The sequence below is a fragment of the Salipiger sp. H15 genome, assembly GCF_040409955.1.
In the GTDB taxonomy this organism is placed as follows: domain Bacteria; phylum Pseudomonadota; class Alphaproteobacteria; order Rhodobacterales; family Rhodobacteraceae; genus Salipiger.
In genome coordinates this window covers 461,633-486,966 of record NZ_CP123384.1, presented here as the reverse complement: position 1 = coordinate 486,966, position 25,334 = coordinate 461,633, and the positions used below count along the sequence as shown (strand labels likewise).

The 25,334-nt window shown below is 66.4% G+C and carries 26 protein-coding genes; 12 read left to right on the top strand and 14 right to left on the bottom strand.

Annotated elements, in window-relative coordinates; translation table 11 throughout:
- The first annotated feature begins 64 nt into the window (after positions 1–64).
- Both mscL and PVT71_RS02395 read left to right on the top strand, forming a co-directional pair.
- Positions 65–487 (top strand): large conductance mechanosensitive channel protein MscL, encoded by a 423-nt coding sequence (gene mscL, locus PVT71_RS02400; protein ID WP_353472902.1) that lies wholly within the window; start codon positions 65–67, stop codon positions 485–487.
- A gap of 114 nt (positions 488–601) precedes the next feature.
- Positions 602–1,489, top strand: coding sequence for a cation diffusion facilitator family transporter (locus PVT71_RS02395; RefSeq protein WP_353472901.1), 888 nt, complete (start codon positions 602–604; stop codon positions 1,487–1,489).
- Positions 1,490–1,619: 130 nt separating this feature from the next.
- Here PVT71_RS02395 and ald read toward each other — a convergent pair whose 3' ends face one another.
- Positions 1,620–2,738 (bottom strand): alanine dehydrogenase, encoded by a 1,119-nt coding sequence (gene ald / locus PVT71_RS02390; protein ID WP_353472900.1) that lies wholly within the window; start codon positions 2,736–2,738, stop codon positions 1,620–1,622.
- Positions 2,739–2,888: 150 nt separating this feature from the next.
- On the opposite strand from ald, the gene PVT71_RS02385 reads away from it, so the two are divergent.
- The 4 genes from PVT71_RS02385 (at position 2,889) to PVT71_RS02370 (ending at position 6,275) form a co-directional block, all read left to right on the top strand.
- Complete coding sequence (locus tag PVT71_RS02385; protein ID WP_353472899.1) at positions 2,889–3,347, top strand: Lrp/AsnC family transcriptional regulator; 459 nt, start codon at positions 2,889–2,891, stop codon at positions 3,345–3,347.
- A gap of 80 nt (positions 3,348–3,427) precedes the next feature.
- Positions 3,428–5,005 (top strand): GMC family oxidoreductase N-terminal domain-containing protein, encoded by a 1,578-nt coding sequence (locus PVT71_RS02380; protein ID WP_353472898.1) that lies wholly within the window; start codon positions 3,428–3,430, stop codon positions 5,003–5,005.
- Between the two features lie 83 nt (positions 5,006–5,088).
- Positions 5,089–5,427 (top strand): hypothetical protein, encoded by a 339-nt coding sequence (locus tag PVT71_RS02375; protein WP_353472897.1) that lies wholly within the window; start codon positions 5,089–5,091, stop codon positions 5,425–5,427.
- 560 nt (positions 5,428–5,987) lie between these two features.
- Entirely contained in the window at positions 5,988–6,275 is a 288-nt protein-coding gene (locus PVT71_RS02370) for a hypothetical protein (RefSeq protein WP_353472896.1), read from the top strand.
- A 313-nt stretch (positions 6,276–6,588) separates the two neighbouring features.
- On the opposite strand, the gene PVT71_RS02365 is transcribed toward PVT71_RS02370, so the two are convergent.
- The 3 genes from PVT71_RS02365 to PVT71_RS02355 form a co-directional block, all read right to left on the bottom strand.
- Positions 6,589–7,464, bottom strand: coding sequence for a hypothetical protein (locus PVT71_RS02365; protein ID WP_353472895.1), 876 nt, complete (start codon positions 7,462–7,464; stop codon positions 6,589–6,591).
- A gap of 332 nt (positions 7,465–7,796) precedes the next feature.
- Entirely contained in the window at positions 7,797–8,135 is a 339-nt protein-coding gene (locus PVT71_RS02360) for a hypothetical protein (protein ID WP_353472894.1), read from the bottom strand.
- A gap of 120 nt (positions 8,136–8,255) precedes the next feature.
- Positions 8,256–9,491, bottom strand: a complete 1,236-nt coding sequence (locus PVT71_RS02355; RefSeq protein ID WP_353472893.1) for a plasmid recombination protein — start codon at positions 9,489–9,491, stop codon at positions 8,256–8,258.
- 487 nt (positions 9,492–9,978) lie between these two features.
- Between PVT71_RS02355 and PVT71_RS02350 the strand changes: the two genes are divergently transcribed.
- The 5 genes from PVT71_RS02350 (at position 9,979) to PVT71_RS02330 (ending at position 12,820) form a co-directional block, all read left to right on the top strand.
- Positions 9,979–10,518 carry a hypothetical protein gene (locus tag PVT71_RS02350; protein WP_353472892.1) on the top strand — a complete coding sequence of 180 codons (540 nt, stop codon included), beginning with the start codon at positions 9,979–9,981 and terminating at the stop codon, positions 10,516–10,518.
- The gene (locus tag PVT71_RS02345; protein WP_353472891.1) at positions 10,511–10,936 is read left to right on the top strand and encodes a hypothetical protein; all 426 of its coding nucleotides are present in this window, start codon (positions 10,511–10,513) and stop codon (positions 10,934–10,936) included. Before PVT71_RS02350 ends, PVT71_RS02345 begins: the two co-directional genes overlap by 8 nt.
- Positions 10,937–11,072: 136 nt before the next feature.
- Positions 11,073–11,249 carry a hypothetical protein gene (locus PVT71_RS02340; RefSeq protein ID WP_353472890.1) on the top strand — a complete coding sequence of 59 codons (177 nt, stop codon included), beginning with the start codon at positions 11,073–11,075 and terminating at the stop codon, positions 11,247–11,249.
- Positions 11,246–11,929 carry a recombinase family protein gene (locus PVT71_RS02335; protein WP_353472889.1) on the top strand — a complete coding sequence of 228 codons (684 nt, stop codon included), beginning with the start codon at positions 11,246–11,248 and terminating at the stop codon, positions 11,927–11,929. Before PVT71_RS02340 ends, PVT71_RS02335 begins: the two co-directional genes overlap by 4 nt.
- Before the next feature lie 171 nt (positions 11,930–12,100).
- Positions 12,101–12,820: a zinc ribbon domain-containing protein gene (locus PVT71_RS02330; RefSeq protein WP_353472888.1), complete on the top strand. Its 720-nt coding sequence runs from the start codon at positions 12,101–12,103 to the stop codon at positions 12,818–12,820.
- Positions 12,821–13,329: 509 nt separating this feature from the next.
- Here PVT71_RS02330 and PVT71_RS02325 read toward each other — a convergent pair.
- The 10 genes from PVT71_RS02325 to ccoN form a co-directional block, all read right to left on the bottom strand.
- A complete protein-coding gene (locus tag PVT71_RS02325) occupies positions 13,330–14,403 on the bottom strand; it encodes a RelA/SpoT domain-containing protein (RefSeq protein WP_353472887.1) in 1,074 nt (357 codons plus the stop codon).
- Positions 14,404–14,894: 491 nt separating this feature from the next.
- Positions 14,895–15,056, bottom strand: a complete 162-nt coding sequence (gene ccoS / locus PVT71_RS02320) for a cbb3-type cytochrome oxidase assembly protein CcoS (protein ID WP_226621894.1) — start codon at positions 15,054–15,056, stop codon at positions 14,895–14,897.
- Complete coding sequence (locus PVT71_RS02315; RefSeq protein WP_353472886.1) at positions 15,053–17,248, bottom strand: heavy metal translocating P-type ATPase; 2,196 nt, start codon at positions 17,246–17,248, stop codon at positions 15,053–15,055. The genes ccoS and PVT71_RS02315 overlap by 4 nt, the downstream gene beginning before the upstream one ends.
- 4 nt (positions 17,249–17,252) lie before the next feature.
- Entirely contained in the window at positions 17,253–17,726 is a 474-nt protein-coding gene (locus tag PVT71_RS02310; RefSeq protein ID WP_353472885.1) for a FixH family protein, read from the bottom strand.
- The gene (gene ccoG / locus PVT71_RS02305) at positions 17,726–19,159 is read right to left on the bottom strand and encodes a cytochrome c oxidase accessory protein CcoG (protein ID WP_353472884.1); all 1,434 of its coding nucleotides are present in this window, start codon (positions 19,157–19,159) and stop codon (positions 17,726–17,728) included. Before ccoG ends, PVT71_RS02310 begins: the two co-directional genes overlap by 1 nt.
- A gap of 90 nt (positions 19,160–19,249) precedes the next feature.
- Positions 19,250–20,128, bottom strand: coding sequence for a LysR family transcriptional regulator (locus tag PVT71_RS02300; protein WP_353472883.1), 879 nt, complete (start codon positions 20,126–20,128; stop codon positions 19,250–19,252).
- 468 nt (positions 20,129–20,596) lie between these two features.
- Complete coding sequence (gene ccoP, locus PVT71_RS02295; RefSeq protein WP_353472882.1) at positions 20,597–21,484, bottom strand: cytochrome-c oxidase, cbb3-type subunit III; 888 nt, start codon at positions 21,482–21,484, stop codon at positions 20,597–20,599.
- A gap of 13 nt (positions 21,485–21,497) precedes the next feature.
- On the bottom strand, positions 21,498–21,695 hold the full coding sequence (locus PVT71_RS02290) for a cbb3-type cytochrome c oxidase subunit 3 (RefSeq protein WP_353472881.1): 198 nt from the start codon (positions 21,693–21,695) through the stop codon (positions 21,498–21,500).
- An 11-nt stretch (positions 21,696–21,706) separates the two neighbouring features.
- A complete protein-coding gene (ccoO, locus tag PVT71_RS02285; RefSeq protein ID WP_353472880.1) occupies positions 21,707–22,435 on the bottom strand; it encodes a cytochrome-c oxidase, cbb3-type subunit II in 729 nt (242 codons plus the stop codon).
- A gap of 12 nt (positions 22,436–22,447) precedes the next feature.
- A complete protein-coding gene (gene ccoN / locus PVT71_RS02280; RefSeq protein WP_353472879.1) occupies positions 22,448–24,061 on the bottom strand; it encodes a cytochrome-c oxidase, cbb3-type subunit I in 1,614 nt (537 codons plus the stop codon).
- 203 nt (positions 24,062–24,264) lie between these two features.
- Here ccoN and PVT71_RS02275 point away from each other — a divergent pair, with 203 nt between their 5' ends.
- Positions 24,265–25,104, top strand: coding sequence for a universal stress protein (locus PVT71_RS02275; RefSeq protein WP_353473825.1), 840 nt, complete (start codon positions 24,265–24,267; stop codon positions 25,102–25,104).
- The last annotated feature ends 230 nt before the right edge of the window (positions 25,105–25,334 follow it).

Here is a 25,334-nt window from a genome sequence, read left to right as displayed (position 1 = left end):
GTGCAACCTCTGATCTCGGAAACGGCCGGAAATCCCGGCAGCGTGGGGGCCAGGAACAGGACACATGATTCAGGAATTCAAGGACTTCATCGCCAAGGGCAACGTCATGGACATGGCGGTGGGCATCATCGTCGGCGCCGCCTTCACCGCCATCGTGACCTCGCTCGTGGGCGACATCATCAACCCGATCATTGCGCTCTTCACCGGCGGCATCGACTTCTCGGGCTGGTTCTACGCGCTCGACGGGGGCGAGTATGCCTCGCTGCAGGCGGCCAAGGACGCGGGCGCGCCGGTCTTCGCCATCGGCAGCTTCATCATGGCGGTGATCAACTTCTTCATCATCGCCTTCGTGGTCTTCCTGCTGGTCAAGATGGTCAACCGCATCCGCTCGGCCGCCGAGAAGCCCGACGAGGTGGCGCCCGAGGTCAAGACCGGCCCGTCGGAGCTCGACGTCCTGCTCGAGATCCGCGACGCGCTGAAGAAGTGACCCGCCTTGCGCATTTTGCAGCCCCGCCATGCAGGCCCGGGATCCGCACAGGGTTCCGGGTTGCGAGCTTCAGACGAGGTCGGTAAGTCCGCCGGACCCCTCCGGAGACCCAGCATGAATCGCAGCGTGAAAATCGCCATCGGCAGCGTATTCGTCGGCATTCTCGTGCTGGCGATCAAGACCTTCGCCTGGTGGCTGACCGGCTCCGTGGCGCTGCTCTCGGATGCACTGGAAAGCATCGTCAACGTCGCGACCGCGCTGGCCGCGCTGCTGGCGATCCACATCGCCTCGCAGCCGCCGGACGCGGACCATCCCTTCGGCCACCACAAGGCCGAGTATTTCAGCGCCGTGCTCGAGGGCGTGCTGATCGTCGTCGCCGCGGTGCTGATCCTGCGCGAGGCCTGGGGCGCCTGGCAGGCGCCGCAGCAGATCGAGCAGGTCGGGCTCGGCCTTGCCATCAACCTCTCGGCCGGGGTGATCAACGCCGCCTGGTGCTGGCTGCTGCTGCGCGAGGGGCGCAAGCTCAACTCTCCGGCGCTGGTCGCCGACGGCAAGCACCTCCTGACCGACGTCTTCTCCTCGGCCGGGGTGGCGATCGGCGTCGCGGCCGCGGTGCTGACCGGCTGGCTCTGGCTCGACGCGGCGCTTGCCGCGCTGGTGGCGGTCAACATCCTCTGGTCAGGCTGGCAGGTGATCCGCGGCTCGGTCGGCGGGCTGATGGACGCGGCGGTGCCCGAGGAGGAGCTTGCCGAGATGCGCGCGGTGATCTCGGCCAATGCCGACGGTGCGGTCGAGGCGCATGACCTGCGCTCGCGCCGGGCCGGGCAGGCGGTGTTCCTCGAGTTCCACCTGGTGGTACCGGGCGAGATGACCGTCGACGCAGCCCACGAGATCTGCGACCGGATCGAGCATGCGCTGCGCGAGGCGATCGACGGCTGCCGGGTGACGATCCACGTCGAGCCCGAGCACAAGGCCAAGCATTCGGGGATCGTGGTGCTCTGATCCCGGGGCCGAAGGGGGCTCCGCCCCCACCTGCCTGCGGCAGGTTCCCCCGGCGTATTTTGAAAGAGAAGAATGAAAGGGCGGGCGCGTTTCGCGGCCCGCCCTTCGGCTTTTGACGATGTGCCGCCGGTCAGGCGGCGAGGGCCTTGGCGATGCTTTCCAGCGGCAGGTTCAGCGCGCGGGCGACGGCGGCATTGGTGATCTGCCCGTCATGCACGTTGAGCCCGGCCTGCAGGTGCGGGTCCTCGGCGCAGGCGACGCGCCAGCCCTTGCCGGCCAGCGCCAGCATGAAGGGCAGGGTGGCGTTGCCGAGCGCCAGCGTCGAGCTGCGCGGCACCGCGCCGGGCATGTTGGCGACGCAGTAGTGCTGGATGCCGTCCACCGTGTAGACCGGGTCCTCGTGGGTGGTCGGCTTCGAGGTCTCGAAGCAGCCGCCCTGGTCGATCGCCACGTCCACCAGCACCGCGCCGGGCTTCATGAGGCCGAGCTGCGCGCGGCTGACCAGCTTGGGCGCGGCGGCGCCGGGGATCAGCACCGCGCCGATCACCATGTCGGCCCCGGCGAGCAGCTCGGCCACGGCGCCATCGGTCGAGTAACGGTTCTTGAAGAGGCTGCCGAAGGTCTCGTCGAGCTGGCGCAGGCGCGGCAGCGAGCGGTCGAGCACGGTGACATCCGCGCCCATGCCCGCGGCGATGCGCGCCGCGTGGGTGCCGACGACGCCGCCGCCCAGCACCACCACGTTGGCTGGGCTGACGCCGGGCACGCCGCCCATCAGAACGCCGCGGCCGCCATTGGCCTTCTGCAGCGACCAGGCGCCCATCTGCGGTGCGAGGCGGCCCGCCACCTCGGACATCGGCGCCAGCAGCGGTAGCCCGCCGCGCGCGTCGGTCACCGTCTCGTAGGCGATGCAGGTCGCGCCGGACTCCAGCAGGTCCTGCGTCTGCTCGGGATCGGGGGCGAGGTGCAGGTAGGTGAAGAGCAGCTGGCCGCGCCTCAGCTGCCGGCGCTCGGAGGCCTGCGGCTCCTTCACCTTGACGATCATCTCGGCCTCGGCCCAGATCTCCTCGGCGGTGGCGGCGATGCGGGCCCCGGCGGCCACGTAGTCCTCGTCGGAGAAGCCGGCGCCGAGCCCCGCGCCCTGCTGCACGATCACCTGGTGGCCGTGCGCCGCCGCCTCGCGGGCGGCGTTGGGGGTGATGCCGACGCGGTATTCCTGCGGCTTGATCTCTGTCGGGCAACCGATTTTCATGGTAGGTCCTCCTCCTGGCCCGTTCGGGCGCATTCTCCTGCCTTCAGGATGCACCTGCCCGCGTGCAATTTCCTTGCTGAAGTGTCCCGGTCAAAGCGCTATTGGAGGGAGAATCTTCGGCCAAGACGCCGAGTTTTCGAAGGAACGCGCATGACCCTCGACGATACCGACCGGCGCATCCTGCGCGCGCTGCAGAAGCAGGGCCGCATGTCCAATGCCGAGCTGTCGGAGAAGGTGAACCTCTCGCCCTCCGCCTGCCACCGGCGGGTGCAGCGGCTCGAGGCCGAGGGCTACGTGAAGGATTACGTGGCGCTGCTCGACGCGCGCAAGCTGGGGCTCGCCAGCACGGTCTTCGTCGAGATCCGGCTCAGCGCCCAGGCCGACGAGGTGCTCGATGCCTTCGAGAAGGCCGTGGCGCGGGTGCCGGCGGTGCTCGAATGCCACCTGATGGCGGGCACGGCGGATTACATCCTCAAGGTCGTCGCCGAGGACACCGAGGATTTCGCCCGCATCCACCGCCAGTACCTGACCCGGCTGCCGGGCGTGGCGCAGATGCAATCGAGCTTCGCGCTGCGCACCGTCTTCAAGACCACCGCCCTGCCGCTCTGACCGCCCGCGCCTCCGTGACGCCTTGCGGCGGCGCCGCGCGCTGGCATAGCGTGGGGCGGAGCGAGGTGCCGGGAGGAAATATGGCGTTCGATCATGTGATTGTGGGTGCGGGCAGCGCCGGCTGCGTGCTGGCGAAACGGCTTGCAGAGGGCGGGCGCCGGGTGCTGCTGCTGGAGGCGGGCGGGCGCGACACCTACCACTGGATCCACATCCCGATGGGCTATCTCTACTGCATCGGCAACCCGCGCACCGACTGGTGCTACCGCACCGCCGAGGAGAAGGGGCTGAACGGGCGCTCGCTGCTCTACCCGCGCGGCAAGGTGCTGGGCGGCTGCTCGTCGATCAACGGCATGCTCTACCTGCGCGGACAGGCGGCGGATTACGACGGCTGGCGGCAGATGGGGCTCTCCGGCTGGGGCTGGGACGACGTGCTGCCCTTCTTCAAGCGCTCGGAGGATTACGTCGAGGGGCCGTCGGAGATGCACGGGGCGGGCGGCGAGTGGCGGGTGGAGAACCAGCGCCTGCACTGGGACATCCTCGACGACTGGATGAGGGCGGCCGAGGCGACGGGCATCCCGCGGGTGCGCGATTTCAACACCGGTGACAACGAGGGGGTCGGCTACTTCCGGGTGAACCAGCGGGGCGGCTGGCGGATGAACACCGCCAAGGCCTTCCTGCGCACCACCCGCTCGGACCGGCTGAAGGTCGAGACCGGCGCCCATGTCACCCGGCTGCTGATCGAGGGGCGGCGCGTCGTCGGGGTCGAGTACGAGCAGGGCGGCCAGCGCCACCAGGTGCGGCCGGGGGGCGAGGTGATCCTCTCGGCAGGGGCGGTGAACTCGCCGCACCTGCTGCAACTGTCGGGAGTGGGCCCGGCCGAGCACCTGCGCGCGCAGGGCATCGACGTGGCGCTCGACGCGCCGGAGGTGGGCGGCAACCTGCAGGACCACCTGCAGCTGCGCTGCGCCTGGCGGCTCACCGGGGCGAAGACGCTGAACACGCTTGCCGCAACGCCGCTCGGCAAGGGCATGATCGGGCTCGACTACGTGCTGCGCCGGCGCGGGCCGATGTCGATGGCGCCCTCGCAGCTCGGCGCCTTCTCGCGCTCGCGCGAGGGGCTCGCGACGGCCGATCTCGAGTACCACGTGCAGCCGCTCTCGCTCGAGGCCTTCGGCCAGCCGCTGCACGACTTCCCGGCGATGACGGCGAGCGTGTGCAACCTGCGCCCCGAGAGCCGGGGCACGGTGCGGCTCGCCTCCGCCGACAGCCGCGCGGCGCCGGTGATCGCGCCCAATTACCTGTCGACCGAGGGCGACCGCAGGGTCGCCGCCGACGCGATCCGGCAGGTGCGGCGGATCATGGGCCAGCAGGCCATGGCGCGCTACGCGCCGGACGAGCTGAAGCCCGGACTGCAGTTCCAGACCGAGGAGGAGCTGCACCGCGCCGCGGGCGAGGTCGGCACGACGATCTTCCACCCGGTGGGCACGGTGCGCATGGGCACCGAGCAGAGCGCGCCGCTCGATCCGCAGCTGCGCTTCCGCGGGCTCTCGGGGCTGCGCGTGGTCGATGCCAGCGTCATGCCGCGGATCACGTCGGGCAACACCAACGCGCCGACCATCATGATCGCCGAGAAGGCGGCGGAGATGATCCTGCGATGATCCTGCACGGCTGAGCCGGAACCGTGCTATGCTCGGGCGTGTTCGAGACTCAAGACTTTGCCCGAAGCATTTGGAGACAGCCGATGAAAGCATTTTCGCCGATCGCCGCCGCGGTCCTTTCGATCAGCCTCACCCCGGTCGTGGCTGCCCCCGCCCTGGCCGGAGATTTCACGGTCTACGAGGCGGTGCCCGGCGACCGCAGCCGGGACGAGGGCCGCTACTTCTCGCAGCTCGACCTCGACCGCAACGGCGTGCTCACCTGGTCCGAGCTGGTGGCGGCCTATGGCAACGCGGCCTTCGATGCGATCATGGCCTTCGACGCCAATGCCGACAGCATGATCACCCGCAACGAGATGCGCGCCTACGACGATCTCGGCACCGGCGGGCCGGCCGGGCTGCTGCACGAGAGCGTGCGCGGCTGAGACGGGCGGAAGAGGGGGCGCTGCCGAACCGATATTTGCTGCACGGGTTCGGGCTTAGCGAGGCGATCGCTAAGCCCGTTGGCACAGGGCTGGGAGTAGTCCCGCTTGTCCGTCGAATTGGACCTTCAGGCCGAGAACTCGGACCGACTGAAGCGTGGAGCTTCCGGCAAGTCGCTTCGCGTACTGCATGTGCTCCGTCGCCTGACAGCTAAGCGCAGGAAGCGGACAAGCCAGGTCCTCGGCCCGGATGTCGGCTACGCGCAGGAAGCGGACCTGCCCTGTGAACCGGCATGCAAAATTGACCCCGTAGCGGGGTAATCGGCGCCCAAAAATGACCCCCTTACACTGATGGTCATGATGCTCCCGAGGTCATCGGGGAGCGCAGGGTGGGATGTTGGTCGTGGAGGCGATAGCGAAGATCCGGCGGGCGTATTTTCAGGACAAGAAGTCGATCAAACATATTTGTCGTGAGCTGCGGGTATCGCGGAACACGGTGCGGAAGGTGATCCGGCAGTCCGTGCGGATGCCTACGAGCTCAACGCCATGCTCGGACCTCGCCCATGAGAGGCGGTCCTGACAGGTGGCTGAGCGGCAGGGTATGGGACGATCCTGCGCCGCGACGGGCACAGTTCGAGGAACCGGACCCCGCCGTCACCTTCATCGAAGGGCGCGGGTTCCGCCGCGAGAGCAGCATCCGCGACCCCGACAACACGGTGACGCAGACCGAACAGCGGGTGCTGGCACAGCGGGCCGAAGACGCCGCGCGCGAGCGGAAGGCTGAGGCTGACCGTCGCTTCCGCCGCGCCCTTGAGCTTGGCGAAGCGCTGCGCATCTTGCGGAAGGGGTGAGGCGTGGGGGCGGTCCGGGCAATGCTGGCACGGGTGCAGCGCCTCGAAGCTGGGCGTGACTCGCCCGCCCTCGCGGAGTTCGGCACGCCCGAGTTCGAGGCACAGGTACGCGCTGAGTGCGCCGTCAGGACGCTGGACGCCCGTGACTGACTCGGTGAGCGCGGCGTGCTTGGGGCGGTCCAGCGCTGGGCGATCGACAAGGTATGGCTGTCGTGGCACTGTCAACATTAGAAAGCGGATCAGCCGAAGAACCAAAATTCCTCGGCGCCACCTCCATCTACTCCGCAAACACGCGAATAAAAATGGCAGCTAGCTACTTGAGCTTCTCGCGGAGTTCGGCAAGCTCTCTCGCTTTCTTCAAGGCATCAATAAATACCGCCGAACCAGCTTCTGCTTCATTCTCAACGGACTTATAGTTCGTAGCGTACTGTGCAGCAAATTTATCTATCCCCCAATCCCGATACTGCCGGACATGAATTAGTTCATGGGCCCAGAATCCAATGTCGAGTACTGACGGGACCGTTTCGAAAGCAATGATATCATCAACCGTAACAGCATGATTTGTGCCATCTGTCTCGCCAATTTTTGTCTTCAGCGTATTTATTATCGCGGGCAGATTGCCCTCGACGTCAGTCTCGACGTACCGAGCACGGTCCACCAACTCATGAGAAAACCCAGCATATAGAGCTGTCTTGATGTCGTCGGGCAGTGGCTTGGCTCTCGGAGATAGCGCGTCATGTGCCTGCCTCAACGCGGCGGCCAATGGTATACCGACGGCCTCCTGAAACGTCTCGCCCAAGCTCTTGTTACCAAGAACCACGTCGCTTGCTTGCTGCGTGACCGTAATAGTCAGGGCGCGGCCGATTGCGTCAGGCATTTGAGCGATACTTAGTGCGTTTGCGAAGTCATCGCCAATATTCTGCCTTACGAATTCAACCGTTGCCGCGTCGATCTTACCTCCCGTTTCGACGACCGCCTCGACAGCGTCCTTGTGCGTTTCGACAATTACGTCCGCTGTATCTTTGACCGCCTCGTCCGGCTTCTTCCCCTCAATTATGTCCTGAATAATCGCACCGCCGGGATCAACAACCCTCCGTGCCTTACTCCAGAAATCAGCATGCGAAATCGTCGGGAAGAGCACAGATGCGCTCAGCACAAAATAGATCAGCATGGATCTCAGCGTCGTCATCTTCCTGCCTCCACAAAAAGCTCACCACCTTGAAACCCTAACACGATCTCAAAGAAGTTTCACTTCTGTATTCGACTACGCGAAGCCGCAGCCGAATACATCTGCAGCAACCGCGAGGTCCGGCAAGGGCAAGTCTGAGTACGGAGAGGCTGATCGCCGCACTCTGTCTGGGCGGCAGGATTCGGGGGGCGCGGTACTCCGCGCCTATTCGGTTGCCACGCCTTAGGAGACTCGGCGTAGGGACGTCCCGCTGCCCGCATTGAATGTCACAGCTCCCAATAAAGAAAGGGCGCGGTACTCCGCGCCCTTTGATCTGTGCTCATCGCCTGCGATCACTCGGAGGCCTTGCCGCGTTTGGCTGCATCAGGCTTCCTCCACGCCCCGCCGGTCTCAGGCTGGTCTGGCGCCACCCGATTGGCCTCGGCCTGCTCGTGCAGATCATCAACCGCGTCGGGGCGTGCCGGGTGTGTCGCGATCCGCTTGGCGAGGGACTTCGATGCCAGGCGTTCGACGAGGAAGAAGAACTCGGCTACGAACGCCTCGTTCGCGGCGGCCCCCTCGATGAACCTACCCATCTTCTCCCGGAGTACCGCCTCGATTGCGCGTTCGCTGTCGCCCCGCTCGATATCGTCCATGACTGTCTGCAGGACTCTCTTCTGGTTCTTCTTCACAATGGTCTCCTTACCAAAGATTGAGCGCCTTGAACTCGTTGACGCGACCGCGGTCACTCCGTGGCTGACTCTGACATCGTGTCGTTTTTGGAGGCGCAAAGAAAATTTCCTGCGTGTCCTTCACGGGGTGTCTTCGCCCGGCTCGGGCCGCCCTGGCGAGGTCTTGCGCAGCCACCTTGCGAGGCCGGTGATGCGCGCGGAGAGCATGGGTCGCGCCGCGGCGATCTGGTTGCGGGCGGCGGCGGGGAGAAGCTGCGCGATACGGACGATCACCTCATCCGCTTTCACGATCTCGGCGTGTGCCTTGGCGACCCGTGCCTCGGCGTCCTGCTTCGCCTGGTCCTTGAGCCGCGCGAAGGCCCTGCCAAAGATCTGGCGTGCCAGGTTTCCGGACGGCGTGTCCTTGTCGCGTGGCTCGGTTGCCGAGATATCACCCTCCGCGACGGCCTGAACGACCTGCACGATGGCCTGAACCGCCTTCTTGTCGCGTGCCAGCTTCCGCTCCTGCGTCACCAAGGTTTTGTCGCGTTCAGCGAGCTTGAGCTCCTGCGCGCGCCGCCAATCCCGCGGGCTGACATGGCGTCGCTTCTTCGGGATGGGCACGGGGTCTTCGGCGGTCCGCGCGCCCTTGCCCTGATCGTTCCGCAGCAAGGAGTTGTGCTCGAGCGCGTCTCGCGTGCGCTTTGCCCGGCGCTCGCCGCGCTGCAGGCCGAGCTCGGCGAACCACTCCCCGACGCTGTCCTGGCCTTCTTCGTAGTCGCGGATGACCGCGAACTTCGAGGGTTGCAGCACGCGCCTGCCGTCCTGCGCAATCGCGCGCGGCAGGATCACCGCGTGAATGTGGTAGGCGGCTTCGTCGAGGTCGGCCCTGGCGTGCACGACGTCCTCTCCGAACTCCTTGCGCAGCCACGCGATGGCGCGCCCCTCGAACTCCCTCATCCGCTCAGTGCCGACCTCGGGTTCAGGGCCGCCCGCATGTGCACTCTCCGCCTCATCCTCCTGCCCGAACCACTTCCGGTTCGCGGTCAGGATGATCTCGCGCATCGGCCCGTGCCGCGTGGCCCGCCAGGGGTCCTTCGGGCCCTCGGTCAGCCGGGCCAGCATCTGCGCCTTCCGCCGCCGGCGCTTCAGGCTCTCGAGTTCATCCGCAAAGTTCTCCTGTGCCATGTCCAGCACTTCGGCCTGAACCTGCCTGGCCCAGTCTTCGTCCCCGATGAGTCTGCGGTTGAGACCCGAGCGGGAGCTGTCGACGTGGCCGAGATCGCCACCCTTGCGAAGCCGGTGTCCCTCGAAGCCGCCGAGATCCTTCGGCCACAGCCCCTTCATGCGCATCACGATCCTGAATGTCTCTGCCAAGTCCCGCCCTCCGTTCCGGCGGAGGGGAAATGGGTCCCTTGGGGAAATCCGGATGAAGAAATTTGGCCCCAAAGGGCCTGCGGCGCGCTCCCGGGGTGCGGCGGGGGTTACTCACTAAACAGGGGGCGCAAAATCCTGGCGGATTTGGCTCCCCCTGCCGTTCGCCGGGGCGCCGCCCCGAACCCCGCGCTGCCGCGGCCCGCCTGCGCAGCGGGCGCTCCTGCGCGGAGGGCGGCAGGGTCGTCGTTCGCCACTCCCCCTGCACCCCCTGGCGTCTTCCGACGGACCCGGAGGCCGTTCCGCACGCCTCCGGGACCTCCCGGCTCCGGGGGGAGGTGACTGCGTGCCTCCCCCGAACCCCCTCCTGCAAGGAAGGCCCTGTCCTCGGGGTGATCTCCTGAAGCTGCGCGCGGCCTGTGCCGCGCAGCTTCAAGAGATCACCCGCGTCCGGGGCTCGGGCTGCGCGGTCTCAACCGAAAGATCACATATGACCCAAGACCAGCGCAGTGCTGCCACCCTCGCGGAGTGGCAGCGCAACATCGCCGCGGGCGACGTCGTCGCGTTCCGCTTCCCCCCTGGCTCAGGCACCCCTGCGCTCACCAAGGTCCGCCCCTCGCTCGTGCTGGGCGTCGAGGACCTTGCGGACATGCGCAGCGTGACCCTCGCGTTCGGCTCGTCGCAGCGCCCGACGAAGCCGCGCCGCGATCACGTCATCGCCGTGCGTGGGGAGGCTGCGCTTGGCGCCGCCTCGCTGCATGCGCCGACCTACTTCGACGCATCCCGCCGCATCACCGTTTCGATTCATCACGCGGGCTTCGACGTGAGCGATCGGGCCGAGACGGCCATCCTCGGACGGCTGACCGGCTGGTCGCTCGCGGAGATGACCCGCATTCGGCAGCGCCTTGCGGTCGAGCGCGACATGACGCGTGAGCGCCTGCGCGGTCGGTGCAAGACGCCGTCGCGGCACATCGTCGTCCAACGCACCAAGAATGGCTGCATCGCGGGGGAGGAGGTCCGTCATGTCTGAGACGAACCTCGATTTCGATCCGCTCCTGTCCGAGATCTTCCAGGCGCTGCGGTGCTGCGCGCCAGCCATTGAGTGCCTGCACGCTGCGCAGGAGTTCATGCCTGAGGCGGACGCGCGGCGCATGGACGAGCTGGCCGGGCGCATCGCGTCGGAGCGCATCTTCGAGCCGCGCGACCGCGGGCTCTTCGGGACGGTTCTGGAGGCGCTCAACGAGCAGATCGAAGAGCGGACCTTCCTGGCGCTCGAGGAAAAGGAGTTTGGCGAGCCGGACTGGCACCGCGACTACACCCCGGAAGGGCTGCAGCTGTCGCAGCACCGGCGCTGCATCTTCGCGCTGAAGGAGCACCTCGACCGCATCGCGGCGCTGCGCCGGGCCGAAGTGCTCGCGCTGCAGTTCCGCAGCGCGGACGCCCGCTGAGGGCAGGCCCGCCCCGGCTCGGTACCGGGGCGGGCCCCTCGCGCAACAATTTTCGCAAATCCGTTTTCGTTTGCCTCGACGGATTCATTTCCTCCTCGCCCGTGATGGGCAAGAGGCAATCGAGGACGCACAGGCGATGACAAACGCGACACACATCCGGCTCACCGCAGCCAACGACAACGACGGACAGCAGACCATCCCGGTCGCCATCACCGGGCTTGTTCATCTGCTCGCCCGGGCGGAGGCGCTGACGTCGCTCCGCGCCCCGGCGAACGAGGACGCGGCCCCGGCGCAACAAGGAAATAACGCATGATCAAACGTGCAGCGATATATGCCCGCTTCAGCTCCGACCTGCAGAAGGCCACCTCGATCGAGGACCAGGTCGCCATGTGCCGCAAGCACGCCGAAAGGCAGGGCTGGCAGGTCGTGGAGGTCTTCACGGACAGCCAGAAGACCGGCCGCAACACCCGCCGTCCCGGCTTCCAGAAGATGAAGGACGCCATCTACGCTGACCGGATCGACATCGTGCTCGTCGAGGCGCTCGACCGGCTCAACCGGAAGGTCAGCGACGCGCTCACCCAGTTCGAACTCATGGCCTTCCGGGACGTGAAGCTGCATTCGGTGACCGAGGGCGAGCAGAACTTCTTCACCACAATGCTGATCGGCTTTGCCGCCCAGCAGCAGAGCGAGGCAAATGGGGAGCACACGCGCCGGGGCATGAAGAGCGCCGTGGGCCGCAGGCGTCTGCACACCAGCACCTACGGCTATCGCAAGGTCTCCGTCGAGGAAGGGCTCAACCGCGAGATCGTACCCGAGGAGGCGGAGATCGTGCGCCGCATCTTCACGGAATACGCTGAGGGACGCTCGGCGCTGCAGATCGCAAAAGGCCTGAATGCCGATCGCATCCCGGCGCCGCGCGGCGGCAGCTGGGATGGCTCGACAATCCGGGGCAACCCGGCCCGCCAGGAAGGCATTCTGCACAACCGGATCTAGATCGGCATCGCGAGCATTTGCAGAAACAGGCGCAGGTACAATCCGGAGACGGGCCAGCGGAAGATCATCAGCTCGCCCGAAGACTACACCGAGACGGACATCCCGGAGCTGCGGATCGTCCCGCAGGACCTCTGGGAGCGCGTCCAGGCGCAGCGCGCCGGGCGCAAGCCGGTGCAAAACGCCGTCGAGACGCGGCGGACGCGCTATCTTCTGTCGGGGCTTCTGGTCTGCGGTTGCTGCGGCAACCGCTACGTCAAGCACAACAGAACGAGTTACCGGTGCCGCGAGGCGCTGAAGGGCGGCGTCTGCACCAACACTCGCACGATCTCGCGCAAGCGAATCGAGGCGCGCGTCTTCGCGAGGCTGAAGGAGGTGATGCTCTCGGACGAGTTGGCCCGTCAGTTCGGCGAGGCGCTCGAAGCCGAACGGCGCAAGCTCGCCAAGGCGAACCCGGAAGCCGACGTGAAGCGCCTGTCGGCGGCGCTCAAGGAGGCTGAAACCAAGCGCGCGCGCATCTTCCAGGCCATCGAGGACGGCGCGCCCTTCGCCACCTTCAAGGCGCGGGCCAACGAGGTCGAGGCGGAGATCGCGGACATCGCGGCACGCATCGAAGGCGCAAAGCGCCTCATCACCTTGCAGCACGCCGATCAGCCGGATGCGCGGCTGCTCTACGAGCGGGCCGTCGCGCAGATGGAGCTGCTGCTCGGTGACGAGGAGCTCGTCGAGCAGGCCCACGCGTTCCTCGGTGAGCTCATCCGGAAGATCGCCCTGAGGCCCGACGAGGCCGCTCCGCACGGCGTTTCGGCGGTGATCGAGGCACGGTTCGGAGCGTTGCTCGGCGTGGAGGAGGCCGTGACGGACGCCGCCGGCTTCACCATGGTCCCGTGTTGATCACTTCGAAAGAACCCGTGGTGTCTGGTCACTTGCCGGGCTTGCCGCCCCCATCCTCGGTGTCGCGCGGGGTGCGCCATGTGCTGGGAATAGGGAATGTCTGGATGATCCGGGTCATGTTGCCTCCCTCGGTCAGGGACCATTCTGCAGCCTGCGAAGTGGGGGATCAATGTTGAACTTTGCCGCCTCGTGTTGCCCGACGTCGGTTAGGCAAGGGTGTTCGCACGTCTCAAGATGTCGGATCGGCGCAGCGGAGGTAGCGCAACGCAAACGTGCATGTTTGGGGCAACTGGCACCCTCTGACCTTGGGCCGACCTATGGCTTGGGCAATGTTGCCCGGCTCCAAGGTGCAGGGAGCGGACCTCGGCAACGTCATGCTACGAAACCGCCGAGCGCAGGTAAGAGACGGTCGCGCTGGCCGCAGACGCAACGGAAATGCGCGGTGGGCGGGCATTGCCCAAACTGAAGCTCGCGTCACGGCTTCAAGCGATTTCTGGCCCAGGCGCCATTCATACAGACATCTCGACCTCACCTTCTTCTTGGATGATCTTCACAAAGTCGATTGGATCATTGAAATAATTTCGATATGCCGACCGTAGCTGTTTTGGATTGCTTGCCCTAACGTACACAGCATTCAAGCTCGAACCTGAAGTTTCTAACTCGGTGGCTTTAGCAATTGCATCGCCGGAATTTTTGAACGGGATCACTTCTAGTCCGGCACTTCCATCCGGATTCTGGAAGACATTTAGAACGGTATGTTCTTGCAGCTTCTCCTCGTCCTCGAATTGCTTGAGCGCAGATAGTCTCTGGAGGATCCCGAGCTCGTTTTCAAGCTCCTGAAGCTGCGCCTGAAGTTCGGCTGTGCTCACCTCCAAAAAGGCTCTCTCCAGATGTTCGTGTTTGCGAGCAATAATCTCGCTTGCAATTGCAAAGAATCTTCCTCTCTTCGACTGATCCATCTCGAACTTAGTGCGCTCTCCGTCGATCAGGTCCGAAATCTCAACTGCAGTAGCCCAAGCATGCTGGGCGCGCGTACGGTATTGAATCTCCACCAGCAGGCCATCCCAAGGCTTCTTAGTTTCGGCCCGATCGCTACCACGTGGTAGGTGGCGATATACATCATGGATGCCGCGATATCCGGTGAACTTGGGCGTTTCGATGTAGTCGTACTTTTCGCGCGGGTATCTCAGCTCATGCTTGACGTTTTTCATTACAGCCGCCGAACTGAGATATTCCCTGAAATCATGAAGATCTGAAAGGTTTTCGAAAATCATTCTGCAGCCGGCGAAATCATGCATGGCTGAAACGTCTGCAATCAGCGGATCACCGGCATCATTTCTTCGTTTCAGCTTGTCAATCACCGTGTTTCTGCGCTTGAGGCGCTGCGCAAATTCGACGTTGTAGGGCTTGATTGCGATTTTTCGCTTTAGCCAGATCTGAAACGTGTTGATGACATAGCCGTGCGATGAACGCCACTGATCCACAAGATCAAAGTCCGCCGCTGCCCCCACTCCATCCGCGATACGCTTTCCTGCGCGTTTGACTTGGGACTTGCTTTCGGGTGGTGGGGACCAGATCGACATTTTTCTTCCAGTATTGGCACGTATTTCTGCGAACCTACCTGTGAAGCGTATGCATGTCACCGGTATTTCTATGGACAACCGTGCTGGCCGATACGAGTATCCTTGAGCGGTGGTGATGGGACTGAGGGTGTGCCTTTGTTCCACACTGTACAAAGGTCCGCTTGTGGCTGCCATCAGGCGTAAAGCGCGCTCGGTACGAGCGGCAGCTTGGAGTTGGACCGGGTCGCATGCTGCGTCCTGATCGTCGGTCCGCTTCGGCAGGCATGGCCTGCCAACGAGGGCTAGCTACATCATTGGGAGGCAAATATCGGTTGGGCAGGGGGCGCTGCCCCCTCGCCGCTGCGCGGCTCACCCCCGGCGTATTTTCAAAGAGAAGAAGAGCGAGGAAGGGCGCGGCCCTCTTCCCCTTTGCCATCTTTCTTCTCTTTCCAAATACGCCCGCCGGAGGCAGGCCCGCAGGGCCTTCGCTTTGGCGCGGTTGAGGCGCGGGGTCAGTCCTGCTTGGGACGGTCGTCGTACTGGCCCGAGAGGATCCGCTGCGCGTCGCCCTCGGGGTCGTCGTATTGCCGCGACTTCACGGTGAAGACGAAGAAGCCGAGCCCGAGCCCGCCGAGGATCAGCGAGATCGGGATGAGATAGGCGAGGATGTTCATTTCGGGCCCTTCAGGCGCAGCGCGTTCAGCGAGACGGTGATCGACGAGGTGGACATCGCCAGCGCGGCGATGAGCGGCGAGCAGAGCCCGGCGACGGCGAGCGGCACGGCGATCACGTTGTACCAGGTGGCGATGGCGAAGTTCTGGCGGATGCGTTTCGTGGCGGTGGCGGCGACCGAGAGCGCGCCGGGGATCGGCGCGAGCGAGCGGCCGAGCAGCACGATGTCCGAGGCGACCCGCGCCGCGTCGAGCGCCGAGGCGGGCGAGATCGAGACATGCGCGCCGGCGAGCGCCGCCGTGTCGTTGAGCCCGTCGCCGACCATCAGCACGTGCCTGCCCTCGTCCGAGAGGGCGCGGATCCGCGCCGCCTTGTCCTGCGGCAGCGCCTCGGCGATCCAGTGCGGGATCTGCAGCCGGGTGGCCAGAGCCTCGACCGCGGCGGTGCTGTCGCCCGAGACCAGGATCACCTCCTTGCCCATGTCGCGGAGCGCGCGCACCGCTTCCTCGGCACCGTCGCGCAGGCTGTCCTCGAAGCGGAAGGCCTGCGCCGGGCCATCGCCGACGCGCAGCCAGGCCGCGGTCGTGGCGCTCTGCCCGCCGCCGGTCCAGGCGGCGCGGCCGAGCCGCACGGGCTGGCCCTGCCGGAGCCCCTCGGTGCCATGGCCGGGGACCTCGGTGATGCCGGTGACCTCGGCGGGGGTGATCCCGGCGGCGCGCAGCGCGGCGGTCAGCGAGAGTGACAGCGGGTGGGCCGATCCCTCGGCGAGGGCGAGGGCGATCTCGAGGTCGTGGCGGGTGAAGTCGTCGCGGTTGGTCAGCGTCGGCGTGCCCGCGGTCAGCGTGCCGGTCTTGTCGAAGACCACCGTGTCGACCTCGGCCAGCCGCTCGAGCGCGGTGCCGTCCTTGATCAGCAGCCCCTGCTTGAAGAGCCGGCCCGAGGCGGCGGTGGTCACCGCGGGCACGGCGAGGCCGAGCGCGCAGGGGCAGGTGATGATCAGCACCGCGGCGGCGATGTTGAGCGCGACGCGGAAATCGCCGGACCAGGCCAGCCAGCCGAGGAAGGCCAGCCCGGCGAGGATGTGCACCCCCGGCGCGTAGAGCTTGGCGGCCTTGTCGGCGAGCGGCGTGTAGTTGGCGCGACCCGATTCCGCCACGGCGACGAGGTCGGCCATGCGGTGCAGCGAGGTGTCGCGGCCCACCGCCGAGGCGCGGATCACCAGCGGGCCGGTGAGGTTCACCTCGCCGGCGCTGACCGCCTGGCCGGGGGCGGCGTAGACCGGCAGGGTCTCGCCGGTGAGCAGCGAGCGGTCGAGCTCGGACTGGCCTTCGGTGACCTCGCCGTCGACCGGCGTCCGCCCGCCGGGGCGCACGCGAACGAGGTCGCCGACGCGCAGCTCGGAGGCGGGGACCTGTTCCTCGCCCGCCTCGGTCAGCCGCCAGGCGCGCGGCACCTCGAGCGCCGAGAGTTCCTCGGCGGCGGAGCGGGCGATGGCGCGGGTGCGGTGGTCGAGGTAGCGGCCGGTCAGCAGGAAGAAGGTCAGCGTGATGGCGGCGTCGAAATAGGCGTGCTCGCCCGACAGCATCGTCTCCCAGAGCGAGGTGACGATGGCCAGGAGGATCGCCAGCGAGATCGGCACGTCCATGTTGAGCCGCCCGGCGCGCAGCGCGGTCCAGGCGTTGTGGAAGAAGGGCCGGGCCGAGAAGGCGATGGTCGGCAGCACGATGGCGGCCGAGACCCAGTGGAAGAGGTCGCGCGTCGGCCCCTCGGCGCCGGACCAGACGGCGACCGAGAGCAGCATCACGTTCATCGCGGCAAAGCCCGCGACGGCGAGGCGCATCAGCAGGTCGCGCCCGGCCCGGTCGGTGGCGGTGGCGGCGAGCATTCCGGCGTCGAGCTCGTGCGCCTCGTAGCCCGCCGCCTCGACCACCGGGATCAGCGCCTCGGCGGTGAGCTCCGGCGCGGCCTCGATCCGCACGCGCTTCTGGCTGAGGTTGACGCGGGCGCTGCGCACGCCGGGCACCTTCTCGAGCGCGGTCTCGACGGTGGTCATGCAGGCGGCGCAGTGGATGGTCGGCAGCGAGAGGGCGATCCGCGCCTGCTGCGGGGCGGCGCGTTCGGCCAGCGCCTCGGCGGCGGGGGCGGCGACGCAGGCCGGGCAGGCGGAGGCAGGGGGACGCAGGGCGGCGGTCATGACCCTATTCCTTGATGAAGAATTCCAGGCGCTGCTCGAAGAGCGTGCCATCCTCGGCATGGGCCTGCACCCAGACGTTCCAGTGCCCCGGCGCAAGATCGTCGGCGGCGACGAACTGGGTTCCGTCCCAGAAGAACTCGGGCTCGTGGTCGTCCTTCACATGGGTCGAGCGGCCGAGTCTGGCGGAGAGCTCGGCGGGTTTCACCGGCAGACCGTCGGCCCCGGTGAAGCGCAGCACCACGGCATCCTCGCGCGGCTCGGCATGGGCGGTCCAGCCGAGCGCCTCCTGCTCGGCGCGGCGGGTGTCGAAGCTCTGGCTGGCGACGTAGGAGTTCGCCACCTCGAGCCCGGGGAAGGTGGCGATGGCGTTCCAGGCGAGCGCGATGTTCACCGCGATGATCACCCCGAAGGCACCGCCGAAGATCGCCAGCACGTGCCAGCCGGTGAGCTTGCGCCCGCTATCCTGTGCTTCGGTCATCAGTTGGTCCGTCCGTTGAAGATGGTTGCCTTCGAGGCGCGGTCCCCGGTGGTGAGGTCCTCGACCCAGATGTGGAACTCGGTGCGGTCGGCCCGCGCCTCGGGCGAGCCCTCGGGCGCGGTCACGTAGACCCTCTGAAGGTGCGTCTCGTTGGCGGGCACGTCAACGGTGGTGTCCTCCTCGCCCTCGAGCGTGATCTGCAGCGTGGCATCGTCCGACAGCGACAGGCGGAAGGGCCGGTCCTCGCCGTGCTTGTTGAGCAGGCGCACGTCGTAGGTGTTGCGGATCGAGCCGTCGGAGAGCACCACGAAGGTCGGGTTGCGCACCGGCGCGACGCTGAGCTCGATCGACGGGCGCAGGATCAGCGCGACCAGCAGGCCGACCCCGACCAGCGACCAGAGCCCGGTGTAGAGCAGGACGCGCGGGCGGAAGATGTGCTTCCAGACCTGGCGCGGCGCGTGGCCGGCGCGCTCGCGCGTCTCGTCCGACAGGGCCAGGTAGTCGATCAGCCCGCGCGGCTTGCCGATCTTCTCCATCACGTCGTCGCAGGCGTCGATGCAGAGCGCGCAGGTGATGCAGGCCAGCTGCTGGCCGTCGCGGATGTCGATCCCCATCGGGCAGACGTTGACGCAGGCGTTGCAGTCGATGCAGTCGCCGAGCGCCTCGGCGCCCTCGGCCTTGCGGTGCTTGCCGCGCGGCTCGCCGCGCCAGTCGCGGTAGCCGACGGTGAGCGTGTCCTCGTCCATCATCGCCGCCTGGATGCGCGGCCAGGGGCAGGCGTAGATGCAGATCTGCTCGCGCGCGAAGCCGCCGAAGGCGAAGGTTGTGGCGGTGAGGATGGCGATGGTGGTGTAGGCGACCGGGTGCGCGTTGCCGGTCAGCAGGTCGACCAGCAGGGTGGGGGCGTCGGTGAAGTAGAAGACCCAGGCGCCGCCGGTGGCCAGCGCGATGAGCAGCCAGGCCGCCCACTTGGTCAGCCGCAGCCGGGCCTTGCGCGCGTCCCACTTCTTCTGCCGGTGCAGGCGCAGCCGGGCGTTGCGGTCCCCCTCGATCCAGCGCTCGACGAGGATGAAGAGATCGGTCCAGACGGTCTGCGGGCAGGCATAGCCGCACCAGACCCGTCCCAGCGCCGAGGTGAAGAGGAAGAGCCCGAGCCCCGCCATGATCAGCAGCCCGGCGACGAAGTAGAATTCGTGCGGCCAGATCTCGATGAAGAAGAAGAAGAACCGCCGGTTGGCGAGATCCACCAGCACGGCCTGGTCGGGCAGCTGCGGTCCGCGGTCCCAGCGGATCCACGGCGTGATGTAGTAGATGCCCAGCAGGACGAGCATCAGGACCCATTTGAGATTGCGGAAATGCCCGCGCACGCGGCGGGGGAAGATCGGCTCGCGCGCCGCGTAGAGGGAGGGTGCGCCTGGTTGGGTCTCGGACACCGCAAGTACTCCGGTTCGAATCTGCCTGTGATGCTCCTTCTGACGCGGCGGCGCCTCGGGAACTTTGACATGCATCAATAAGCATATCCTTCACTTAGCTTTTGCGGCCTCACGTCGCAGCCAGGTGGCGAAGAGCCGGAGCGGCGGGCGCATGACGCCGGGCCGTGTGACCAGATAATAGCCCTTCTGGCGCGTATCCTCGAACAGAAGTCGCAGCCGGCCGGCGGCGATGTCGTCCTCGGCGAAGACCCGGGCGGTGATGGCGATGCCATGGCCCTGCCGCGCCGCCTCGAGCATGAGGTTGCCGGGCAGCGAGCTGACCCCGTGGCGCGCGTCGTGGTCGATGCCGAACTGCGCGAACCATTCGGTCGCCTCGTTGGTGCCGAGCTCCTGCAGCCAGTGGAAGTCGCGCAGGTCGGCGGGATCGGCGTAGTCCCGGTCGCCGACGAGCCGCGGCGAGCCCACCAGTGCGATGGGCGATTCCACCAGCAGTTCGGCCTCGAGCCCCGGCCAGCGGCCCGAGCCGAAGCGCAGCGCGACATCGACGCCGCCGGGCTCGAGCGGGGCGAGCCGGGCCGAGGGGTCGATCATCAGGCTGATCTCGGGATGCGCCTCGCGGAACCGCGCCAGCCGGGGCATGAGCCAGGAGGCGGCGAAGCTGGGCGTGGTGGTGATCGTCAGCGGCCGATCGGCCTCGGCGCCGGTCAGCGCCTCGAGTTCCTGCGCGATGCGCCCGAAGCCTTCGCTGAGCGCCTGCGCGAGGCGCGCACCCTCCTCGGTCAGCGCCATCGACCGCCGCGAGCGGTCGAGCAGGCTGATCCCGATATGTGACTCGAGGTTGCGAATCTGCTGGCTGATCGCGGCGTGGCTGACGTTGAGAGCGGCACCCGCCTTCTGCACCGAGCCGGTCTCGGCATAGGCGGCGAAGGCGCGCAGCGCGGGCAATGGGGGGAGAGAGGTCCAATTCATTATGTCAATCAATCTTACATGTCAGAATTCTTCCTGACTGGCTGGAATATCACCATGGGTCAATACTGGCAGGGTAAAAATAAGCGAATTAGGAGGAAGGAAATGCTTGGAATATATGCAAAAACTTTCATGACCGCGACCCGGACAGGCCTTGGGTCAAACGACCCTCTGCCCGCGCGCCCGACGCAGGCTGCATGTTCCGAAGCGCAAGCGGCGCCCCGGGCATACGACACGCGTCGCCAGGGAATTGCAGCGATGATCAACGGAAAGTGGCAGCGTGCCAAGGCAAGAATGAGTCCGGGGGCCCATTGCGAAGGCTGAGATGCCAGGATCTTGCCGATCGGGGGACCGAAAGGCGTAGACCTTGCGCGAAAAAGGGAAACGCCGGCACCCCTGGAAACGCGCGAACAGGATGGGGCACCGGCGCCTGGCCTCCGGGCCGCGAAGCCCGGAGGTATTTCTGAGGGCTTACTGCGAGGCCTCGCCGCCGCCGAGCCCGTGGACGTAGGTCGCCACGGCGCGAATCTCCGCTTCCGAAAGACGCGTGTTCCAGTTCGGCATGACGCCGTAGCGGGCGTTCTGGACGGTCTCGCGGATCGTCGCGTAGTCGCCGCCGTAGAGCCAGATCGCGTCGGTCAGGTTCGGCGCGCCCTGCATCCGGTCGCCGGTGCCGTCCTCGGCATGGCAGGCGGCGCAGTTGTCGGCGAAGACCGTGGCGCCCTCGCTGACCAGAGCGGCGTCGTTCGGCGTCTCGCCCGAGAGCGTCATCACGTAATTGGCCACCGCGTCGATCTGGCCGCGCTCGAGCAGCCCGTCGCGGCCGAAGGCCGGCATCTGCGAGAAGCGCGCCTCGGGGTCATCCTCGTTGCGGATGCCGTGGGTGATCGTGGTGTGGATGTCCTCGATCGAGCCGCCCCAGAGCCAGTCGTCGTCGAGCAGGTTGGGATAGCCCTTGGCCCCCGCCGCGCCCGAGCCGTGGCACTGCGCGCACCAGGTGCGGAAGACCGCGGCCCCGGCGTTCTGCGCGTAGCCGCTCAGCTCGGCATCGCTGGCGATCGAGGTCAGCTCGACCGAGGCGAGCTTCTCGTTCATCGGGGCGAGCCGGGCTTCCTGCGCCGAGATCTCCTCGGCGACGGCGCCGCGGGTGGACCAGCCGAGCAGGCCCGCGGTGGCCGAGCGCACGCCCGGCCAGGCGGGGTAGGCGATGGTGTAGCCCACACCCCAGATGATGGTCGCGTAGAAGACCATCAGCCACCAGCGCGGCAGGGGCTTGTTGTACTCCTCGATCCCGTCCCAGGAATGGCCCGTGGTCTCGTAGTCGAGATCGTCTCTCTTGGTGTCTTTCTTGTCGCTCATGATCCTCGCCTCCTCAATTCTGGGCGGGTTTCTCGGGCGCGGAAGGCGCGGCCGGGGCGGTTTCGTTGCGGAGCGGGATGCTAGCGGCGTCGTCGTGGCTGCCCCTTGCGCCGGGGCGGAAGATCCAGGCGATCATGCCCACGAAGAACAGGAACATCACCAGCAGGCCCCAGCTGTCCGCGAAGTGGCGCAGGTCGGAATAGGTGTCCATCTCGTCCCTCCTTACCGGCTCGCGTCGGGCGTGAAGGTCGAGAAATCGACCAGCGTGCCGAGCATCTGCAGGTAGGCCACCAGCGCATCCATCTCCGAGATGCCGGGCTCGCCGTCGAAGTTGCGCACGCTGACCTTCTCGCCGTAGCGCTCGATCAGCCCGTCGGAGTCGGCATCGGGGTTGGCCTGCACGCGGAAGTCGTTGCCGGCGTTCTCGATCATCTCGTCGGTGTAGGGCACGCCGACCATGCGGTGGGTCGAGAGCAGATCCTCCATGTGCTCGCCGTCGATCAGCTTGGCCGAGAGGAACCCGTACTTCGGCATCACCGATTCAGGCACCACCGACTGCGGGTTGGTCAGGTGATCGACGTGCCACTCGTCCGAGTAGCGGCCGCCGACGCGGGCAAGGTCGGGCCCCGTCCGCTTCGAGCCCCACTGGAACGGGTGGTCGTACTGCGATTCAGCCGCGAGGCTGTAGTGGCCGTAGCGTTCGACCTCGTCGCGCATCGGGCGGATCATCTGGCTGTGGCAGACGTAGCAGCCCTCGCGGATGTAGATGTCGCGCCCGGCAAGCTCGAGCGGGGTGTAGGGGCGCATGCCCTCGACGTCCTCGATCGTGTTCTCGAGGTAGAAGAGCGGCACGATCTGCACCAGCCCGCCGATGGTCACCACGAGGAAGGCGAAGAGGGCCAGCAGGGTGACGTTCTTTTCAAGGATACCGTGTTTGTCCAGGATGCTCATCTTCGGCCCTCCTTATTCGGCCGGAGTGGCATGCGCCGTGGCAGCCTCGGCCTCGATGGCCGGGGCCCGCTTTACGGTCATCCACAGGTTGTAGCACATGATAATCGCACCGGAGATGTAGAGCAGGCCGCCAAGCGCGCGCACCACGTACATCGGGAACTTGGCCGAGACGGTGTCGGCGAAGCTGTTGACGAGGAAGCCGTTGGCATCGACCTCGCGCCACATCAGACCTTCCATGATGCCGGTCACCCACATCGAGGCCGCGTAGAGCACGATGCCGATGGTGGCGAGCCAGAAGTGCCAGGAGACGAGGCTCAGGCTGTAGAGCCGCTCGCGGTTCCACAGTTTCGGCGTCAGGAAGTAGAGCGCGCCGAAGGTGATCATGCCGTTCCAGCCGAGCGCGCCCGAGTGCACGTGGCCGATGGTCCAGTCGGTGTAGTGCGACAGCGAGTTGACCGCACGGATCGACATCATCGGGCCCTCGAAGGTCGACATGCCGTAGAAGCCGATCGAGATCACCAGCATCCGCATGATGGGATCGGTGCGCAGCTTGTCCCAGGCGCCCGAGAGCGTCATCAGGCCGTTGATCATGCCGCCCCAGCTGGGCATCCAGAGGATGATCGAGAACACCATGCCGAGGGTCGAGGCCCAGTCGGGCAGGGCGGTGTAGTGCAGGTGGTGCGGACCGGCCCAGATGTAGAGGAAGATCAGCGCCCAGAAGTGCACGATCGACAGCTTGTAGCTGAACACCGGGCGCTCGGCCTGCTTGGGCACGAAGTAATACATCATCCCGAGGAAACCGGCGGTCAGGAAGAAGCCCACGGCGTTGTGGCCGTACCACCACTGCGTCATCGCGTCCTGCACGCCCGAGAAGACCTGCACCGACTTCGAGCCCCAGATCGAGACGGGGATGCTGAGGTTGTTGACGACGTGCAGCATCGCGACGGTGATGATGAAGCTCAGGTAGAACCAGTTGGCCACGTAGATGTGGGGTTCCTTGCGCTTGATGATCGTGCCGACGAAGACCAGCAGGTAGGCGACCCAGACGACGGTCAGCAGCCAGTCGACGTACCATTCCGGCTCGGCGTATTCCTTGGACTGGGTGGCGCCCAGCAGGTAGCCGGTGGCGGCGAGGACGATGAAGAGCTGGTAGCCCCAGAACACCCACCAGGCGAGGTTGCCGCCCCAGAGGCGGGTCGCCGAGGTGCGCTGGACGACGTAGAACGATGTGCAGATCAGCGCGTTGCCACCGAAGGCGAAGATCACCGCCGAGGTGTGCAGCGGCCGCAGGCGGCCGAAGTTCGCATAGCCCTGCGCCCATTCGAAGTTGAGCGCCGGGAAGGCGAGCTGGGTGGCGATGAACACGCCCACCGCGAAGCCGACGACGCCCCAGAAGGCGGTTGCAATGACACCGGCGCGCACTACATCGTCCATGTAGCTCAGTTCGCGCACCTTCGCAGGCACAGGCTCGTCGGTATGGCGGAGGGTCCACAGGAACAGACCCGCCGCGATGAGGAAGATGGTCAGCGCATTGACCATGTAAGCCACGTCTCGTGCGTAGTTGGCGGCAATCAGCGCGAAGAGCGCGACAACCCCCAGCACGATGAGCTTGATATAATTCAACATCGTTCGTCCCTTCGTCTGACTCGCACGATTCGTTGACCGCGCGAGCGGTTCTGACTGACGGGGTTGTGAAATGAATGCCCCCGCGCAGCCTTGATCTGAATCAAGGCTTTGGCTCCGAAGTCTTGCGTTAAGTCATTCTAAGGGTTGCCCTTCGGGCATAAAGTGCCGGTGTCCGGCCCCCGGACAATACCATGGAGATTGCTATGGGCTACAAATCATTACTCACGGTTGTGACGGACGAGGGCTTCCTCGACTCGACCATCGACCATGCCGCCGCCGTTGCCGCTTGCTGGGACGCCCATCTCGACGTTCTCGCCTTCGGCGTCGACCGCACCCAGACCGGCTATTATTACGCCGGGGCGGACGCGATCATCCTGCAGGAAACGCTCGACCGCGCCTCGAAGGACGCCAGCGCGCTCGCCGCCGCCGCCAAGACGCGGATCAATCGCTTCGACCTGCGCTGGTCGGTCGAGGAGGGCGTCGCCCAGCTGGCCGACATCGGCCGCCATGTCGCCGGGCGCGCGCGCTTCGCCGACATGGTGGTGCTGCCCAAGCCCTACGGACCCGACCGCGGCGTCGAGCTCGAGCCGGTGGTCGAGGGCGCGCTCTTCGAGGGTCAGGCCCCGGTGCTGGTGGTGCCCCGCGCCTCCGACCCGTCGAGCAAGCCCAGGCGCGTGGTGCTGGCCTGGAACGAAAGCGCCGAGGCGCTGCGCTCGGTCCGCGCCGCCATGCCGATCCTCAAGGATGCCGACACGGTGCACGTGGTGGTGATCGACCCGCCGCAGCACGGCCCGAACCGCTCGGACCCGGGCGGGATGCTGTCGCAGTACCTGTCGCGCCACGGCATCCACGCCGAGATCGACGTGCTCACCAAGACCATGCCGCGCATCTCCGACATCCTGAACCGACACGTGCAGGACGTGAATGCCGACATGATCGTCATGGGCGCTTACGGCCATTCCCGCTTCCGCGAGGCGATCCTCGGGGGCGCGACGCGCAACATGCTGGAATTGGCAGAGGTTCCGGTCTTTCTCGCGCATTGAGACCCAGGAGAAGGGGTCTCTGCCGAGGAACCGGCAAGGCGGCGATGCCGCCCGGGGCGGGCCTGCGGGCCCGCCTTCCGCTTACATCCTTAGGACGATTCCAGCGCAGGCCACCCGCGTTTTGAGCGAGGCATGGCCCATCGGCTCACCGCCCATCACGGCGACTTGAACGCGCCCCCCGAGGCTCGCAGCATGGAGGCATATTTGCCCCTTGCGCGGTCGCATTTTTC